Annotated in this window: 19 protein-coding genes; 14 read left to right on the forward strand and 5 right to left on the reverse strand. The window is 74.7% G+C overall.

The window, feature by feature from the left end:
* Position 1: 1 nt before the first annotated feature.
* From ABKW28_RS13385 to ABKW28_RS13400, 4 genes are read left to right on the forward strand one after another with little or no spacing between them, the layout of a single operon-like run.
* Positions 2-196, forward strand: coding sequence for a DUF3046 domain-containing protein (locus tag ABKW28_RS13385; protein ID WP_193669293.1), 195 nt, complete (start codon positions 2-4; stop codon positions 194-196).
* Complete coding sequence (locus ABKW28_RS13390; RefSeq protein ID WP_348610421.1) at positions 193-1,470, forward strand: MFS transporter; 1,278 nt, start codon at positions 193-195, stop codon at positions 1,468-1,470. The genes ABKW28_RS13385 and ABKW28_RS13390 overlap by 4 nt, the downstream gene beginning before the upstream one ends.
* 5 nt (positions 1,471-1,475) lie before the next feature.
* The gene (locus tag ABKW28_RS13395; protein WP_341229927.1) at positions 1,476-2,276 is read left to right on the forward strand and encodes an S-methyl-5'-thioadenosine phosphorylase; all 801 of its coding nucleotides are present in this window, start codon (positions 1,476-1,478) and stop codon (positions 2,274-2,276) included.
* The gene (locus tag ABKW28_RS13400) at positions 2,273-3,316 is read left to right on the forward strand and encodes an NAD-dependent epimerase/dehydratase family protein (protein WP_348610424.1); all 1,044 of its coding nucleotides are present in this window, start codon (positions 2,273-2,275) and stop codon (positions 3,314-3,316) included. Before ABKW28_RS13395 ends, ABKW28_RS13400 begins: the two co-directional genes overlap by 4 nt.
* A 72-nt stretch (positions 3,317-3,388) precedes the next feature.
* Here the strand turns inward: ABKW28_RS13400 and ABKW28_RS13405 are convergent, their stop codons facing one another.
* The gene (locus tag ABKW28_RS13405) at positions 3,389-4,573 is read right to left on the reverse strand and encodes a hypothetical protein (RefSeq protein ID WP_348610427.1); all 1,185 of its coding nucleotides are present in this window, start codon (positions 4,571-4,573) and stop codon (positions 3,389-3,391) included.
* A 45-nt stretch (positions 4,574-4,618) separates the two neighbouring features.
* Here ABKW28_RS13405 and ABKW28_RS13410 point away from each other — a divergent pair, with 45 nt between their 5' ends.
* From ABKW28_RS13410 to ABKW28_RS13455, 10 genes are all read left to right on the forward strand, one after another.
* Positions 4,619-5,251: a glycosyltransferase family 2 protein gene (locus ABKW28_RS13410; RefSeq protein WP_348610430.1), complete on the forward strand. Its 633-nt coding sequence runs from the start codon at positions 4,619-4,621 to the stop codon at positions 5,249-5,251.
* Positions 5,248-5,937, forward strand: coding sequence for a DUF2064 domain-containing protein (locus tag ABKW28_RS13415; RefSeq protein WP_348610433.1), 690 nt, complete (start codon positions 5,248-5,250; stop codon positions 5,935-5,937). The genes ABKW28_RS13410 and ABKW28_RS13415 overlap by 4 nt, the downstream gene beginning before the upstream one ends.
* Positions 5,934-6,581, forward strand: a complete 648-nt coding sequence (locus ABKW28_RS13420) for a class I SAM-dependent methyltransferase (protein ID WP_193669298.1) — start codon at positions 5,934-5,936, stop codon at positions 6,579-6,581. The genes ABKW28_RS13415 and ABKW28_RS13420 overlap by 4 nt, the downstream gene beginning before the upstream one ends.
* Before the next feature lie 24 nt (positions 6,582-6,605).
* Positions 6,606-7,769, forward strand: coding sequence for a molybdopterin-dependent oxidoreductase (locus ABKW28_RS13425; protein WP_204797123.1), 1,164 nt, complete (start codon positions 6,606-6,608; stop codon positions 7,767-7,769).
* A complete protein-coding gene (locus ABKW28_RS13430; RefSeq protein ID WP_341229436.1) occupies positions 7,766-8,200 on the forward strand; it encodes a hypothetical protein in 435 nt (144 codons plus the stop codon). The genes ABKW28_RS13425 and ABKW28_RS13430 overlap by 4 nt, the downstream gene beginning before the upstream one ends.
* A 178-nt stretch (positions 8,201-8,378) precedes the next feature.
* Positions 8,379-9,431, forward strand: a complete 1,053-nt coding sequence (gene recA, locus ABKW28_RS13435; RefSeq protein ID WP_341229448.1) for a recombinase RecA — start codon at positions 8,379-8,381, stop codon at positions 9,429-9,431.
* 14 nt (positions 9,432-9,445) lie between these two features.
* On the forward strand, positions 9,446-10,084 hold the full coding sequence (locus tag ABKW28_RS13440) for a regulatory protein RecX (protein ID WP_348610436.1): 639 nt from the start codon (positions 9,446-9,448) through the stop codon (positions 10,082-10,084).
* Positions 10,085-10,118: 34 nt separating this feature from the next.
* The gene (locus ABKW28_RS13445) at positions 10,119-10,958 is read left to right on the forward strand and encodes a PPK2 family polyphosphate kinase (RefSeq protein WP_348610463.1); all 840 of its coding nucleotides are present in this window, start codon (positions 10,119-10,121) and stop codon (positions 10,956-10,958) included.
* Positions 10,955-11,779 (forward strand): HipA family kinase, encoded by an 825-nt coding sequence (locus ABKW28_RS13450; protein WP_348610439.1) that lies wholly within the window; start codon positions 10,955-10,957, stop codon positions 11,777-11,779. Before ABKW28_RS13445 ends, ABKW28_RS13450 begins: the two co-directional genes overlap by 4 nt.
* Positions 11,776-12,165: a DUF3037 domain-containing protein gene (locus tag ABKW28_RS13455; RefSeq protein WP_348610442.1), complete on the forward strand. Its 390-nt coding sequence runs from the start codon at positions 11,776-11,778 to the stop codon at positions 12,163-12,165. Before ABKW28_RS13450 ends, ABKW28_RS13455 begins: the two co-directional genes overlap by 4 nt.
* A 26-nt stretch (positions 12,166-12,191) precedes the next feature.
* On the opposite strand, the gene ABKW28_RS13460 is transcribed toward ABKW28_RS13455, so the two are convergent.
* Genes ABKW28_RS13460 through ABKW28_RS13475 form a run of 4 tightly spaced genes read right to left on the reverse strand, consistent with a single transcriptional unit; the run spans position 12,192 to position 15,634 of the window.
* Positions 12,192-12,935: a sirohydrochlorin chelatase gene (locus ABKW28_RS13460; RefSeq protein WP_348610445.1), complete on the reverse strand. Its 744-nt coding sequence runs from the start codon at positions 12,933-12,935 to the stop codon at positions 12,192-12,194.
* A gap of 55 nt (positions 12,936-12,990) precedes the next feature.
* A complete protein-coding gene (locus ABKW28_RS13465; protein WP_348610448.1) occupies positions 12,991-13,737 on the reverse strand; it encodes a phosphoadenylyl-sulfate reductase in 747 nt (248 codons plus the stop codon).
* Positions 13,734-13,931, reverse strand: a complete 198-nt coding sequence (locus ABKW28_RS13470; protein WP_193669305.1) for a hypothetical protein — start codon at positions 13,929-13,931, stop codon at positions 13,734-13,736. The genes ABKW28_RS13465 and ABKW28_RS13470 overlap by 4 nt, the downstream gene beginning before the upstream one ends.
* Positions 13,928-15,634 (reverse strand): nitrite/sulfite reductase, encoded by a 1,707-nt coding sequence (locus tag ABKW28_RS13475; protein WP_193669306.1) that lies wholly within the window; start codon positions 15,632-15,634, stop codon positions 13,928-13,930. Before ABKW28_RS13475 ends, ABKW28_RS13470 begins: the two co-directional genes overlap by 4 nt.
* Positions 15,635-15,724 lie beyond the last annotated feature (90 nt).

A 15,724-nucleotide genomic window follows, 5' to 3' on the forward strand; every position in this document is an offset into this window, starting at 1 on the left:
CGTGAGGCACACGGAGTTCTGGGCACGGCTCGACGAGGCGCTGGGCAGGGAGTCGTCGGGCTCCTGGGCCGAGCTGTTCGTGATCAACGAGCTCGGCGGCCGGACCACCCGCCAGGCCATCGACGACGGCATCGAGCCCAAGCGGGTCTGGGCCGCAGTCTGGCGCGTGCTCGAGCTGCCCGAGCGCTACCGGTGACCACGCCCGGGGTGCGGCAGGCGGCCCTCCAGCGGCGCACCGTGGCCACGCTGGTGGTGACCCAGGCCGTCGGCGCGGTCGGCATCACCATCGGCATCGCGACCGCCTCGCTGCTGGCCCGCGACATCTCCGGCAGCGAGGGACAGGCGGGGCTGGCGCAGACCTTCCAGGTGCTCGGCGCCGCCCTGGCCTCCTACGTGCTGGCCCGGGTGATGGCGCTGCACGGGCGCCGGCCCGGCCTGACCACCGGCTACCTGCTCGGCGCGAGCGGGGCCGTGCTCGCCGTGGTCGCCGGCAGCATCGGCTCGATGGCGCTGCTCCTGCTCGGCGCGGTGCTGCTGGGCTCGACCACCGCCGCCAACAACGCCGCCAGGTACGCCGCCACCGACCTGGCCGAGCCCGCCCAGCGGGGCCGGGCGCTGGCCGTCGTGGTGTGGGCGACCACCATCGGCGCCGTGGCCGGGCCCAACCTGACCGGCCCCGCCGCGGCGCTCGCCCGGCTGCTGGGTCTGCCCGAGCTGACCGGTCCCTTCGCCCTGGGCAGCATCGGGATGCTGCTGGCCGCCGCGGTGGTCAGCACCTTCCTGCGACCCGACCCGCTGCTGGTGGCCCGCGAGGTCGCCGGCACCGCCGGGCTGGTCCCCTCGGGCACCTCGTGGGGACGGGTCCGCCGGTCGGTGCGCGAGCGCCCGGTGCTGCTCGCCGCGGTCGTCGCGCTCGCGGGCGCGCACGCGGCCATGGTCGCGGTGATGGTGATGACGCCGCTGCACATGGAGCACGGCGGCGCCGAGCTGCGAGTCATCGGCGTGGTGATCAGCGTGCACGTGCTGGGCATGTTCGCCTTCGCCCCGCTGGTGGGCTGGCTGGCCGACACGGCCGGCCGCCCGCTCACCCTGGGCGCCGGCGGCGGCGTCCTCGTCGTCGCGCTGGGGTTCTCGGCGGCCGCGCCCGAGGGGTCCTCGTGGCAGATCTTCGGCGGGCTCTTCCTGCTGGGGCTGGGCTGGTCCTTCGCCACGGTGGCCGCCTCGACGCTGATCGCCGACCACGCGCCGCTCGACGCCCGCGCCGACGTGCAGGGCTCGGCCGACCTGGTGATGAACCTGGTCGCCGCGGCGGGCGGCGGGCTGGCCGGCGTCGTCGTCGCGCTCGCCGGCTACCCGGCCCTCTCGTTGACCGCCGTCGGGCTCGCGCTGGTGGTGCTCGGCGCCGGCGTGGCCGCACACCGCCTCACCCCCGTGGCGGCCCCGGGGGCCCCGGCCGACCTGGCACAGTGACGCCCATGAGCCAGACGCGTGCTGACGTCGCCGTGATCGGCGGCACCGGTTTCTACTCCTTCCTCGAGGACCCCGAGACGGTCCGCGTCGAGACGCCGTACGGCGACCCCTCGGCGCCGGTCTCGATCGGCACGGTCGCCGGGCGGCGGGTGGCGTTCCTGCCCCGCCACGGCACCTCCCACGAGTACGCGCCGCACACCATCCCCTACCGCGCCAACCAGTGGGCGCTGCGCTCCCTGGGCGTGCGCCAGGTGCTGGCGCCCTGCGCCGTGGGCGGGCTGCGCGCCGACGTGGCGCCCGGTGACGTGGTGGTGCCCGACCAGATGGTCGACCGCACCTACCGCCGGGTGCCGTCGTACGTCGAGGGCGGCGCGGTGCACCTGCCCTTCGGCGACCCCTACTGCGGCCGGCTCGCCGGGGCGGTGACCGGGGCGGCCGACGACGTGCGCCACGGCGGCACGATGGTCATCGTCGAGGGCCCCCGCTTCTCCACGCGCGCCGAGTCGCGCCACTACGCCGAGCAGGGCTGGTCGCTGATCAACATGACCGGGCACCCCGAGGCCGCGCTGGCCCGCGAGATGCTGCAGTGCTACACCCCGATCGCGCTGGTCACCGACATGGACGCCGGTGCCGAGAGCGGCGAGGGGGTCGGCCAGGCCGAGGTCTTCGCCCGCTTCAAGGCCAACCTCGAGCGGCTCACCGGGCTGCTCGCCGCGGCCATCGAGGCGTTGCCCGACCCCGACGGCTGCTCCTGCTCGACCTGGGCCGACGACCTCGAGCTCACCTACCAGGTGCCCGCCCGGTGAAGGTCCTGCTGACCGGCTCGGCCGGGTTCATCGGCGGCGCGATCGCCGACCGGCTCGAGGCCGCCGGCGACGAGGTGGTGCGCGTCGACCTGATGCTCGAGAAGGCGCACGGCGCCACCAGCGCGCCCGCCGGCACCCACCAGCTCGACGTGCGCGACGCCGACGCCTGGCCCGACCTGCTGCGCGGGGTCGACGTGGTGTGCCACCAGGCCGCGATGGTCGGCGCCGGCGTCACCGTCGCCGACCTGCCGCTCTACGCCGGCCACAACGACCTCGGCACCGCGGTGCTGCTCGCCGCGATGCACGAGGCGGGCGTGCACCGGCTGGTGCAGGCCTCGAGCATGGTCGTCTACGGCGAGGGCCGCTACACCTGCGCCGAGCACGGCGAGCAGGTGCCGGCCACCCGTCCCCGCGAGGCGCTGGAGGCCGGCCGCTTCGAGAACCCCTGCCCCGTCTGCGGCGAGCCGCTGGCCTGGGCGCTGGTCGACGAGGACGCGCGCCTCGAGCCGCGCTCGAGCTACGCGGCCAGCAAGGTTGCCCAGGAGCACTACGCCATCGCCTGGGTGCGCCAGGCCGGCGCCGCGGCCCTGTCGCTGCGCTACCACAACGTCTACGGCCCCCGGATGCCGCGCGACACGCCCTACTCGGGCGTGGCGGCGATGTTCCGCTCCTCCCTCGAGCGCGGCGAGGCGCCCCAGGTCTTCGAGGACGGCCGGCAGGTGCGCGACTTCGTGCACGTCGAGGACGTCGCGCGCGCCAACGTGGCCGCGCTGCGTGCGGTGCTCGGGGAGCCCGAGGGCCACCACCGCGCCTACAACGTGGCCTCGGGGCACCCGATCGGCATCCGCGACGTCGCGTCGCTGGTCGCCCGCGGCACCGGCAGCGACATCGCGCCCGAGGTCACCGGGGGCTACCGCCTCGGCGACGTGCGCCACGTCGTCGCCTCGCCCCGGCGGGCCGCCGACGAGCTGGGCTTCACCGCGGAGATCCACCCCGACCAGGGGCTGCCCGCCTTCGCCACCGCCCCGCTGCGCGACTGACCCGGCCCTGACGTCGCGCCGACCCGGCCCAGATCTCACGCCGACCCGGCCCGAACTTCCCGTCGGGCCGGGTCACCACGACGTGTAGAGCAGGTGCTGGACCACCAGCGCCCACGCGACCTGCAGCGCCAGGCCCCAGCGCCGCCAGGCATCGGGCAGCAGCGCCACGGCGATCGTCAGCCACGGCATGAACGGCAGCCAGATCCGCTCGACCTCCGACTTGCTCATCCGCGACACGTCGGCGACCACGATGGCCAGCACCGCGCCCAGCACCAGCACGGCCACCGCCCGCGCGCCCACGCCCAGGGCGTCGCCGCGCAGCAGCCGGGCACGGGCGCCCGCGTGCGCCAGCGCCGCGCCGACCAGCGGGCCGGCGCTGACGGCCAGGGCGGCCAGGTTGCCCCACATCCAGTACCAGGCGGGCCGGTCGGCGGCGATGCCGTCCCAGTAGCGCTCGGTCAGCACCGGGTAGGCCTCCCACCAGGCGAAGCCGGCCGCCGCCATGGCCAGCACGGGCACCAGCGCCGCGACCACCGCCACCGGCAGCGGGCGCCACGACCGGGCCGCCACCAGCACCGCGAGCGCGACCAGCCCCATCAGCGCCATCCCGTAGGAGAGCAGCACGCTGCAGCCGAGCACGAGCCCCGCGCCCACCGCCCAGCCGATCCACCGGCGCTCGCGCTCCACCGCGGCCCGCGCCAGCAGCGCCAGCCCGGCGGCGGTCACGGCGGTGAAGATCGCGTCGGCCGAGACGGCCATGAACACCGCGGCGGGGGAGAGCACCAGGAAGGGCGCGGCGCGCCGGGCGAGCACCTCGGCGTCGAGGGTGCGCAGCAGCGCGAGCACCGAGACGACCGTCGTGGCCCCGACGGCGGTGACCACCAGCCCGGCCGCGAAGGAGCCCCCGAGGCCGACCCGCACCAGACCGACGAAGAACAGCAGCGCGAGCGGAGGGTGCCCCGCCGCCTGGGTGGGCCAGTTGTCGGGGTGGCTGTAGGGGATGCGGTCGGCGTAGGTGCGCAGCATCTGCGGCACGTCGTCGACCTCGCGGGCGCTGGGCAGGTACTCGCTGGAGTGGTCGAGCACCCGCGAGATCCCCTCGCTGCCGTCGACGAACGCGAGCGCGAGCATCCACGCCAGCGCCACGGCGTACGACGTCAGCAGCAGGCGCCCCCACGAGGCGACGGCGGCGTGGCGGGGCAGCCAGGTCAGGCCCAGGAGCCCCACGAGCAGCGCGGGCGCGGTGCCCGGCCCCACGAGCTTGGGATCCCAGAAGCCGTGCAGCGGCGGCGAGGCCCACGGGTGCGCGGACCGGCTGGCCCGGCCCTCGAGGCCCTGCTGCCGAGGATCCCCTCCGAGTTCGCCGTCATCGTCGTCGACAACGGCTCGCGCGACGCGACCGCCGAGATCGCCGCCCGGCTGGGTGCCACCGTCGTGCACGAGAGCGTGCCCGGCTACGGCGCGGCGGTGCACGCCGGCCTGCTGGCCGCCACCCACGACTACGTCGCGTTCATGGACGGCGACGGCAGCTTCGACCCCGACGAGCTGCTGGTGCTGCTCGACGACGTCACCTCGGGGCGCGCCGACGTCGCCGTCGGGCGCCGGCGACCGGTCACCCGAGGGGTGTGGCCGTGGCACGCCCGGCTGGGCAACGCTCTGATCGTCGCCTGGTTGAGACGGAGGATCGCGATGGCCGCGCACGACATCGCCCCCATGCGGGTGGCCCGCCGCCAGGCGCTGCTCGACCTCGGCGTCGAGGACCGGCGCTTCGGCTACCCCGTCGAGCTGCTGCAGAAGCTCACCATCGCCGGCTGGCGGGTCAGCGAGCACGACGTCGCCTACCACCCGCGCGCCGAGGGCACCCGGTCGAAGGTGTCCGGCTCGGTCAAGGGCACCCTGCGCACCGCACGCGACTTCTGGAAGGTGCTCTCGTGACGGCCGAGCACGACCCGGCCGTGCCGCCCCGGGTGCTGGTCGTGGCCAAGGCCCCCGTCGCCGGTCGCGTCAAGACCCGACTGGGCGCCGACATCGGCGACGACGCCGCCGCCGAGGTCGCCGCCGCCTGCCTGCTCGACACGATCGAGGCCGCCACCGCGGCCGTGGGTGCCGAGCGCTGCCACCTCAGCCTGGCCGGCGACCTCGCCGAGGCCGTGCGCGGTGACGAGATCCTGGCCGCGACCGCGGGCTGGCGCACCACGCCCCAGGTCGGCGACGGCTTCGACGAGCGGCTGGCCCACGCCCACGCCGCCGTGGCCGCCAGCGGTCCGGGAGCGGTGGTGCAGGTCGGCATGGACACCCCGCAGGTCAGCCCCGCGCACCTCCTCGAGGCGGCCGCGCCGCTGGCCACCCACGACGCGGTGCTCGGCCCTGCCGACGACGGCGGCTGGTGGGTGCTGGCCCTGCGCGACCCGGCCGACGCCGCCGTGCTCGCCGGCGTCGCCATGTCCACCCCGACGACGTACGACGACACGAGGACGGCGCTGCTGGGCGCCGGGCTGTCGGTGGCCGGCACCGCCACGCTCAACGACGTCGACACCGTCGCCGACGCCGAGGCGGTGCTGGCCGCCGTCGCGCCCGGCAGCCGGTTCGGCGATGCCTGGCGCGGGCGGATGCCCTCGTGAGCACGCGCGACGAGCCCTTCACCAGCGTCTTCTCCCGGGCCCTGCGCGGTGACGCCTGCCGGGTCGTGGGACTCGACGGCGGCCCCTCCGACCTGCCGATGGGGGAGTGGACCCGCGAGGCCGACCCCGACGACCTGCTGCTGCTGGGCCACTGCGAGGGACCCACGCTCGACATCGGGTGCGGGCCCGGCCGGATGGCCGCGGCGCTGGCCCGCCTGGGCCACGCGGTGCTGGGCATCGACGTGGTGCCCGAGGCCGTCGAGCAGACCCGCCGCCGCGGCGCGAGCGCGCTGCAGCGCGACCTCTTCGACACCCTGCCCGGGGAGGGGCGCTGGGAGACGGCGCTGCTGGCCGACGGCAACGTCGGCATCGGCGGCGACCCGGCCACCCTGCTGGCCCGCACCCGCGACCTGGTGCTCGGCCACGGCCGCGTCGTCGTCGAGCTCGCCGCGCCCGGGGTGGCGATGAGCACCCGGTGGGTCAGCCTCGAGACCGGCGAGGTGCGCAGCCGCCCGTTCCTGTGGTCGGTGGTGGGGGTCGACGACATCCACGACGTGGCCCGCGAGGCCGGTCTCGTCGTGCGCTCCTGCGGCGTCCTGGGTGCCAGCGCCCGGTGGGTCGCTGTGCTGGTCGCCACGCGATGAGGACAGCGTCGTAGGGTCGGGGTCGTGAAGGCACCCCCGAGCCTGCCCGACCAGCACTCCTTCTCGTCGCGGCTGCGCAGCGCAGCGGTCTCGGCCCGGGTCGGCACCGCGCTCGCGGTCTGCTTCGGGCTGGCCTTCCTGACCGGCCTGGTCAGCCACTACGCGCAGAACCCCTCCCAGCCGGTCCCGTTCCCGACCAGCCCGGCGTGGGGCTACCGGTTCACGCAGGGCCTGCACGTCATCAGCGGCACCGCCGCGGTGCCGCTGCTGCTGGTCAAGCTCTGGACCGTCTACCCGCTGCTGCTGGCCCGGCCCTCGCTGCGGCTGCGGCGCCTGGTCGTCGAGCTGGCCGAGAAGCTCTCGATCCTGCTGCTGGTGGGGGCCGCGCTGTTCCTGCTGGTCACCGGGCTGCAGAACATCAGCCACTGGTACCCCTGGGCCTTCTCCTTCCGCTCCACGCACTACGCGATGGCGTGGATCGCCATCGGGGCGCTGGTGCTGCACGTCGCGGTCAAGCTGCCGCTGGTGCGCCACGCCCTGACCCACGACGTCGACGACACCGAGCTCGACCGGCCGGGCGCGACCCGGCCGGGCCCGCTGAGCCGCCGCGGCCTCCTGCGCGCGACCTGGCTGGCCACCGGAGCGGTGGTGCTGGCCACGGCCGGCTCCACGGTGCCCCTCCTGCGCCGGGTCTCGGTGCTGGCGGTGCGCTCGGGCGAGGGTCCGCAGGGGGTGCCGATCAACAAGACCGCCGAGGACGCCGGGGTCACCGACGCCGCCCGCGACCCGGGGTGGCGCCTCGAGGTCGTCAACGACACCCGCAGCGTGTCCCTGACCCGCGACGACCTGCTCGCGCTGCCGCAGCGCACCGAGGAGCTGCCGATCGCCTGCGTCGAGGGCTGGAGCGCCTCGGGCACGTGGTCGGGCGTGCGGCTGCGCGACCTCCTCGACCTGGTCGAGGCGCCGCGCGACGCCGAGGTGGTCCTCACCTCGCTGCAGGAGTCGGGCCCGTTCCGGGTGACGCTGCTGCAGTCCGGCTTCGTCGACGACGACCGCACCCTGGTCGCCCTGGGGCTCTCGGGCGAGGAGCTCGACCTCGACCACGGCTACCCGGCGCGGCTCATCGCGCCCAACCGCCCGGGCGTGCTGCAGACCAAGTGGCTGGCGCGGGTCGAGGTGCGCACGTGAGCCCCGGGCGGCTCGTCCTGGGCGGCGTCGGCGCGCTCGTCACGGCGTACGGCGCCTGGCTGCTGTGGTCGCGCCGGGAGCCGGCCGACGTGCTCGACGCCGCGGTGTGGGCCGGCGGGGCGGTGCTGGTGCACGACGTGGTGCTCTCGGTCGCGCTGCTGCTGCTCGGGCTGGTGGTGTCGCGGGTGGTCCCGCCGCTCGCGCGCGGACCGGTCGTCGCCGGGGCGGTGGTCCTGGGGGCGCTGACCCTGGTCGCGGTGCCGGTGCTGGGCGGCTTCGGCCGCACCACCGACCCCACCAACCAGACGTTGCTGGACCGCGACTACACGCTGGGGTGGCTGGGACTCGTGGGGCTGGTGGTGGTCGTGGTGCTGGTGTCGTCGGTGCTGCGGGCCCGCCGGGCCCGACGCACTGCCGACACGCCGACCTGACCTCCCACCTCGAACAGGTGTTCGGCATAGAGTGGGTGCACAGGTGACGCGCAGGACGCCGTCCTCCACAGGCCCGGGGCTCCGGGTCGGACTTGTCGGCGGTCCCCTCTAGCGTCGGCCACGACGACAGACAACTGGGACGACCGCGGTGCCGCAGGCGCCGCCCACGGACGGAGACATCATGGCTGGTGCAGACCGCGACAAGGCGCTCGACGCCGCGCTGCTCAACATCGAGAAGCAGTTCGGCAAGGGCTCGGTGATGCGCCTCGGTGACGAGACGCGCGCCCCCCTCGAGGTGATCCCCACGGGCTCGATCGCCCTCGACGTGGCGCTGGGCCTGGGTGGCCTGCCCCGCGGGCGGGTGGTGGAGATCTACGGCCCGGAGTCCTCGGGCAAGACGACGGTCGCCCTGCACGCGGTGGCCAACGCCCAGCGTGGCGGCGGCATCGTCGCCTTCATCGACGCCGAGCACGCGCTCGACCCCGAGTACGCCAAGAACCTGGGCGTCGACACCGACGCGCTGCTGGTCTCCCAGCCCGACTCCGGTGAGCAGGCGCTCGAGATCGCCGACATGCTGGTCCGCTCGGGTGCCCTCGACCTGATCGTCATCGACTCGGTCGCGGCCCTGGTGCCCCGGGCCGAGATCGAGGGCGAGATGGGCGACAGCCACGTCGGTCTGCAGGCCCGCCTGATGAGCCAGGCGCTGCGCAAGATGACCGGTGCGCTGAACAACTCCGGCACCACCGCGATCTTCATCAACCAGCTGCGCGAGAAGATCGGCGTGATGTTCGGCTCGCCCGAGACCACCACCGGTGGCCGGGCGCTGAAGTTCTACTCCTCGGTGCGCCTCGACGTGCGCCGCATCGAGACGCTCAAGGACGGCCAGGACATGGTCGGCAACCGGACCCGCTGCAAGGTCGTGAAGAACAAGGTCGCGCCGCCGTTCAAGCAGGCCGAGTTCGACATCATGTACGGCAAGGGCATCAGCCGCGAGGGCGGCCTGATCGACGTCGGCGTCGAGGCGGGCCTCGTGCGCAAGGCCGGTGCCTGGTACACCTACGACGGCGACCAGCTGGGCCAGGGCAAGGAGAACGCGCGGACCTTCCTGCGCGACAACCCCGACCTGGCCAACGAGCTGGAGAAGAAGATCCTCGAGAAGCTCGGCGTCGGTCCGCAGGTCGATGCCGAGGCACCCGCCGAGGCCGACCCGGTGGGCGTCGACGACTTCTGAGCCGGAGGCACGACGTGGGTGAGCTGCACGAGGACCGTCCGCCGCCCGACTGGGCGGGGGACGTGTCCCTCGGCGTGGACGCCTGGACCCAGCGCGCGGAGCCGGCGAGCCCACCACCGGCCGTGCCGGCCGACCCGGTCGCCGACGGCCCGGAGGCCGACCCCGAGTCGGTGGCGCGCACGATCCTGCTCGACCAGCTGACCGGGCGCGCGCGCAGCCGCAAGGAGCTGGCCGACAAGCTGGCCGCCAAGCTGGTCCCCGACGAGATCGCCACCCGGCTGCTCGACCGCTTCGAGGAGGTCGGCCTGGTCGACGACGAGGCCTTCGCCCGGGCCTGGGTCGCGGCCCGCGGGCCGGGGGAGCACGCCACCGGTCGACGCCTGGCCCCTCGCGCGCTGGCCCAGGAGCTGCGCCGCAAGGGCGTCGACGACGCCCTGGTCAAGGAGGTGCTCGAGGACGTCGACCCAGACGACGAGGAGCAGTCCGCGCGGGTGCTGGTGCGCAAGAAGCTGCGCTCGCTGGCCCGGGTCGACGACACGACCGCGACCCGGCGGCTGGTGGGGATGCTGGCGCGCAAGGGCTACGGCTCCTCGCTGGCCTTCTCGGTGGTGCGCGAGGAGCTCGCCGCCTCCGACCGCGGCGACGACGACTGAGGCCGCCTCGGCGAGGTGGCAGGATGCCCGGGTGATCGCCGAGCACCTGCGCCTGCCACCGGGCCCCGTCGACCTGTCCGCGCTGCCCACCGACGCCACGCCCGGCTTCGACGGCGGCAAGTCCGAGGGCCAGGAGGCGCTCGAGACGTTGGGCGAGGAGCTCAGCGACCTGCAGGAGCGTCTCTACGCCGAGGGCCGCAGCGGCGGCGCGCGCAGCGTGCTGCTGGTGCTGCAGGGCATGGACACCTCGGGCAAGGGCGGCGTGGTTCGGCACACGGTCTCCCTGGTCGACCCCCAGGGCGTGCAGGTCACCGCCTTCGCCGGCCCCACCGAGGAGGAGCTGGCCCACGACTTCCTGTGGCGGGTGCGCCGCGCGCTGCCGTCCCCGGGTCGCATCGGCGTCTTCGACCGCTCCCACTACGAGGACGTGCTGGTGGCCAAGGTGCGCGCCCTGGCCGAGCCCGAGGAGGTCGAGCGACGCTACGAGGCCATCAACGAGCTCGAGGCCGAGCTGCTGGCCGCCGGCACGCCGGTGCTCAAGTGCTTCCTGCACATCTCGCCCGACGAGCAGCGCGAGCGCCTGCTCAAGCGCCTCGACCGGCCCGACAAGCACTGGAAGTTCGACCCGGTCGACATCGACGACCGCCAGCGCTGGCCCGAGTACCGCGCCGCCTACGAGACCGCGCTCGAGCGCACCAACACCGAGGTCGCGCCCTGGTACGTCGTGCCGGCCGACAAGAAGTGGTACCGCAACCTGGCCGTCGGGCTGCTGCTGCGCGACACGCTGGTGCACCTGGCCCCGACCTGGCCCACCACCGACGTCGACGTCGAGGCCCAGCGCCGGCGGCTGCTCGACGAGGAGCCGGTGCGGTGAGCGCGCCGACCACGTCGGGGCCGCAGACCGCCCCGCTGGCGCGGGTGGCGGTCTCCCGCTACGTCACCCCGCTGCGCGAGGGCGGCAGCCTCCCGGGCATCGTCGAGGCCGACGACCTCGGCACCTACGTCTGCAAGTTCCGCGGGGCCGGCCAGGGCCTGCGGGTGCTGGTCGCCGAGGTCCTGGTGGCCGAGATCGCGCGTCGGATCGGACTGCGGACCCCGCGCCTGGTGGTGCTCGACCTCGACGACGAGCTGGCCCGCTACGAGGCCGACGAGGAGGTCCAGGACCTGCTGCGCTCGAGCGTGGGCACCAACCTCGGCGTCGACTTCCTGCCCGGCTCCTTCGGCTTCGACGGCACGCTGCCGTCGGGCTCGGGCCCCGACGAGGCCGCCCGGGTGCTGTGGCTCGACGCCTTCACCGCCAACGTCGACCGGTCGTGGCGCAACCCCAACCTGCTGGTCTGGCACGACGACCTGTGGGTCATCGACCACGGTGCGTCGCTGTACTTCCACCACGGGTGGCCCGGCGGCAGCCTGGAGCGTCCCGGCGCCGGCGAGCGGTTCGCCCAGCAGCCGTGGAGCGTCGACGACCACGCGCTCGTCGACCACCTCGACCGGCTCCCGGCCGCGGACGAGGAGATCAGCGCCCTGCTGGGTGTCGACGACCTGGCCGCGGTGCTGGCCACGGTGCCCGACGAGTGGCTCGAGCCGGTGCCCGGCGCCGAGACGCCCGGCGAGGTGCGCGCGGCGTACGTCGACCTGCTCGCGGCCCGCCTGGCCACCCGCGCCTGGCTCCCGGCGACGGACTCCGCGCGATGAGCCCCACCGCCCCGGTGGCCTACCAGTACGTCACGCTGCGCTGCGTGCCGCGCGTGGACCGCGAGGAGTTCCTCAACGTCGGCGTGGTCGTCTACGCCCAGGCCCACGACTACCTCGACGCCGCCTGGCACGTCGACCGCGACCGGCTGAGCGCGCTCGACCCCGCCCTCGACCTCGACCGGGTGTGCGAGGCGCTCGAGGTGGTGCGTGCGGTGTGCGCCGGCGACGCCGCCACCAGCGCCGCGGCGGGCCACCCGCTGAGCCAGCGCTTCGGCTTCCTCAAGGCGCCGCGCAGCACCGTGCTGCAGCCCGGACCGGTGCACGGCGGCCTGACCCGCGACCCGGCGCGCCAGCTCGAGCACCTGCTGGAGCGCCTGGTCCTCTGACCGGGGTCAGCCCGGTTCGGTCCGGGTCAGACCGGGACGAGCTCGACCGCGCCGACCGCGTAGCGCGCCAGCACGGCGCGGGCGATCTCGGGGTGCGCCCCCAGCGGCTCGGAGACCGCGACCGCGCCGGCCTCGAGGGAGAGCTCGGCGGCCCGGTCGGGCAGGAAGCCGGGGGCCAGGAAGAGCGAGGCGACCGCGATGTGGCGCCGGCCCTCGGCACGGAAGGCGCGCACCGCCTCGCCGGCGGCAGGCGGGGCCGCGGAGGCGAAGGCGGCGGTGACCGGCAGCTTGTGGTGGGCGCCCCACAGGCGGGCCATCCGGGCCACGCTCTGGTTGGCCAGCGCGTCGCTCGAGCCGGCGGCGACCAGCACCAGCGCGTCGAGCTCGCGCACCCGCGAGCGCTGCAGCGCCTCGCGCATCCGCACGTCGAGCACCTCGAGGAACGAGGTCTCCAGGCCCAGCACCTTGGTGGCGCGGATCTTCAGGTCGGGGTGCCGCTCGGTGGCGGCGGCGATGACCGCCGGCACGTCGACCTTGGCGTGGTAGGCCTCGGTGAGCAGCAGCGGCACGACGACGATCTCGTCGTGCCCGGCGCGCACGAGCCGGTCGACGACTGTCTGGAAGGACGGCTTGGCCAGCTCGAGGAAGGCCTTCTCGATGCGCAGGTCGGGGCGGGTGGCGCGGACCTCGTCGACGAGGGCGCCGATGGTCTCGGCGGAGCGCGGGTCGCGGCTGCCGTGGGCCAGGGCCACCAGGGCGGGAGCGGTCATGAGAGGGACCTCCTCGGGTCGTGCCGGGCGTTGGGGTACGTGGGGCGGGTGCTGCTCATGCGTGGATCCCGCACTCGGTCTTGCTGGTGCCGGCCCACCGGCCGCTGCGGGCGTCGGCGCCGGGGGCGACGCGCCGGGTGCAGGGCCAGCAGCCGATGGAGGGGTAGCCGTCGTGGACCAACGGGTTCACCAGCACCCCGTTCTCGGCGATGTAGGTCTCGACCTGCTCGTCGGACCAGCGGGCGATGGGGGAGACCTTGACCTTCTGCTTGCGCGCGTCCCAGCCGATGACGGGTGCGATCACCCGGTCGTGGGTCTCGGCGCGCCGCAGCCCCGTCGCCCACGCGTCGTACGACGCGAGCGTGCGGCGCAGCGGCTCGACCTTGCGCATCGCGCAGCAGCGGTCGGGGTCGGTGCGGTAGAGGTCGGGGCCGTGCTGGGCGTCCTGCTCGGCGACGCTGAGCTCGGGCCGCACGGTGCGCAGGGTGACGTCGAGGGTCGCCTCGACGGCGTCGCGGGTGCCGATGGTCTCGACGAAGTGGTAGCCGGTGTCGAGGAAGACCACGTCGATGCCGGGCACCACCTTCGAGGCCAGGTGGGCCAGCACCGCGTCGCCCATCGAGGAGGTGATGGCGAAGCGGTCGCCGAAGGTGGCCGCGGCCCACTCGATGATGGTCTCGGCCGGCGCGAGCTCGAGCTCGGCGCCCCAGTGCGACACGATCTCGCGCAGCTCCTCGGGGCTGCGCCCCTCGGTGCTGGTGGCCCGGTTGGCCCGCGCGGCGCGCGTGGTCGCGGTGCTCACGCCGGGCCGCCGTCGGCCGTCGGGCCGGGGCGCAGCTGGCCCAGCATCTTGAGCGAGAAGGCACGCAGGCACGAGCGGCAGGCCCACTGGCCGTGCGGCGAGCTGACCTCGCCGTCGGCGTCGACCACCTCGTGCGGGCGCAGGTCGTCGTCGCCGCAGTAGGGGCACTGGTAGGGCACCGCGCGCTCGCTCATGCGGGCACCTCCGCCTCGCCGCGCAGCAGTGCCTCGTCGGCGCGGGCCACCCAGTCGGCGAAGGGCTCCTCGGGCCCGGTGCGGTCGGCCAGGTAGTGCGAGACGACCGCGACGACGTAGTCGCCCAGGCCGGCGCTGGTGACCTTGTGGGCGCGCAGCTTGCGCCCGAAGTTGGCCCCCAGACCGGTGGCGCCGCCCAGGTGCACCTGGAAGCCCTCGACCTGGCTGCCCTCGTGGGTGACCAGCTGGCCCTTGAGGCCGATGTCGGCGACCTGGGTGCGGGCGCAGGCGTTGGGGCAGCCGTTGACGTTGACGCTGATCGGCACGTCGAGGTCGGGCAGGCGCTGCTCGAGCTCGGCGACCAGGGCGCGGGCGCGGTCCTTGGTGTCGACGATGGCCAGCTTGCAGAACTCGATGCCGGTGCAGGCCATCGTGTTCTGCCGCCACCCCGAGGGCCGGGCGGAGAGGCCGATGGAGTCGAGGCGGGCGACGAGGTCCTCGATGCGCGCGGGGTCGGCGCCCAGCAGCACGATCTTCTGGTACGCCGTCAGCCGGGCGCCGGCGAGGCCGAACTCCTCGATCACGTCGGCCAGGCCGAGCAGCGTGGTGCCCGAGATCCGCCCGACCACGGGGGCCACGCCGACGTACTTGAGCCCGTCGACCTGGTCGTGCACGCCGATGTGGTCGCGGTGGGCGCGCGGGGAGACCGGCGACTCGCAGTCGACCAGGCGGCGCTGGAGGTACTCGGTCTCGAGCACCTCGCGGAACTTCTCGACGCCCCAGTCGGAGACCAGGAACTTCAGCCGCGCCCGCGAGCGCAGCCGGCGGTAGCCGTAGTCGCGGAACACCGCGGCGACCCCGGCCCAGGCGTCGGCGACCTCGTCGAGCGGGATCCACACGCCCAGCTTCTGGGCGAGCATCGGGTTGGTGGAGAGCCCGCCGCCGACCCACAGGTCGAAGCCGGGGCCGTGCTCGGGGTGCACCGTGCCGACGAAGGCGATGTCGTTGGTCTCGGGGGAGACGTCGTGGGAGGGGTGGCCGGTGAGCGCGGTCTTGAACTTGCGCGGCAGGTTGGCGTACTCGGGGTCGCCGATGTAGCGGCGGTTGATCTCCTCCAGCGCCGCGGTGCCGTCGATGATCTCGTCGGCGGCCACGCCGGCCAGCGGGGAGCCGAGGAAGGGCCGGGGCGAGTCGCCGCACGCCTCGAGGGTGCTCAGGCCTGCTGCCTCGAGGCGCTCCCAGACCTGCGGGACGTCCTCGATGCGGATCCAGTGGTACTGGATGTTCTGGCGGTCCGTGACGTCGGCGGTGTCGCGGGCGAAGTCGACACCGACGCTGCCCAGGGCGCGCACGGCCGCGGCGTCGAGGAGGGTGCCGTCGGTGCGCACCCGCATCATGAAGAAGCGGTCGTCGAGCTCCTCCTCGGCCAGCATGGCGGTCTTGCCGCCGTCGAAGCCGGGGGCCCGCTGGGTGTAGAGGCCCATCCAGCGGAAGCGGCCGCGCAGGTCGGCCGGGTCGATCGAGTCGAAGCCCCGGCGGGAGTAGGTGTGCAGGATGCGTGCCCGCACGTTGAGCGGGTTGTCGTCCTTCTTGGCCTGCTCGTTCTTGTTGAGCGGCTCGCGGTAGCCCAGTGCCCACTGGCCCTCGCCCCGCTTGGCGCGGGGGCGGGCAGGGGCGGGAGCGGGGGTGAGGAGCTCGGTCATCGGTTGTCCTTCGAGAGCGGGTGCGCGGCGACGCGCGGGAAAGGGCGGCTCAGGAGGGTCGACACATCGAGCTGCGGGTGCGCCCGAGGT

It is taken from the genome of Nocardioides sp. 31GB23 (assembly GCF_040012395.1).
Lineage (GTDB): Bacteria > Actinomycetota > Actinomycetes > Propionibacteriales > Nocardioidaceae > Nocardioides > Nocardioides salarius.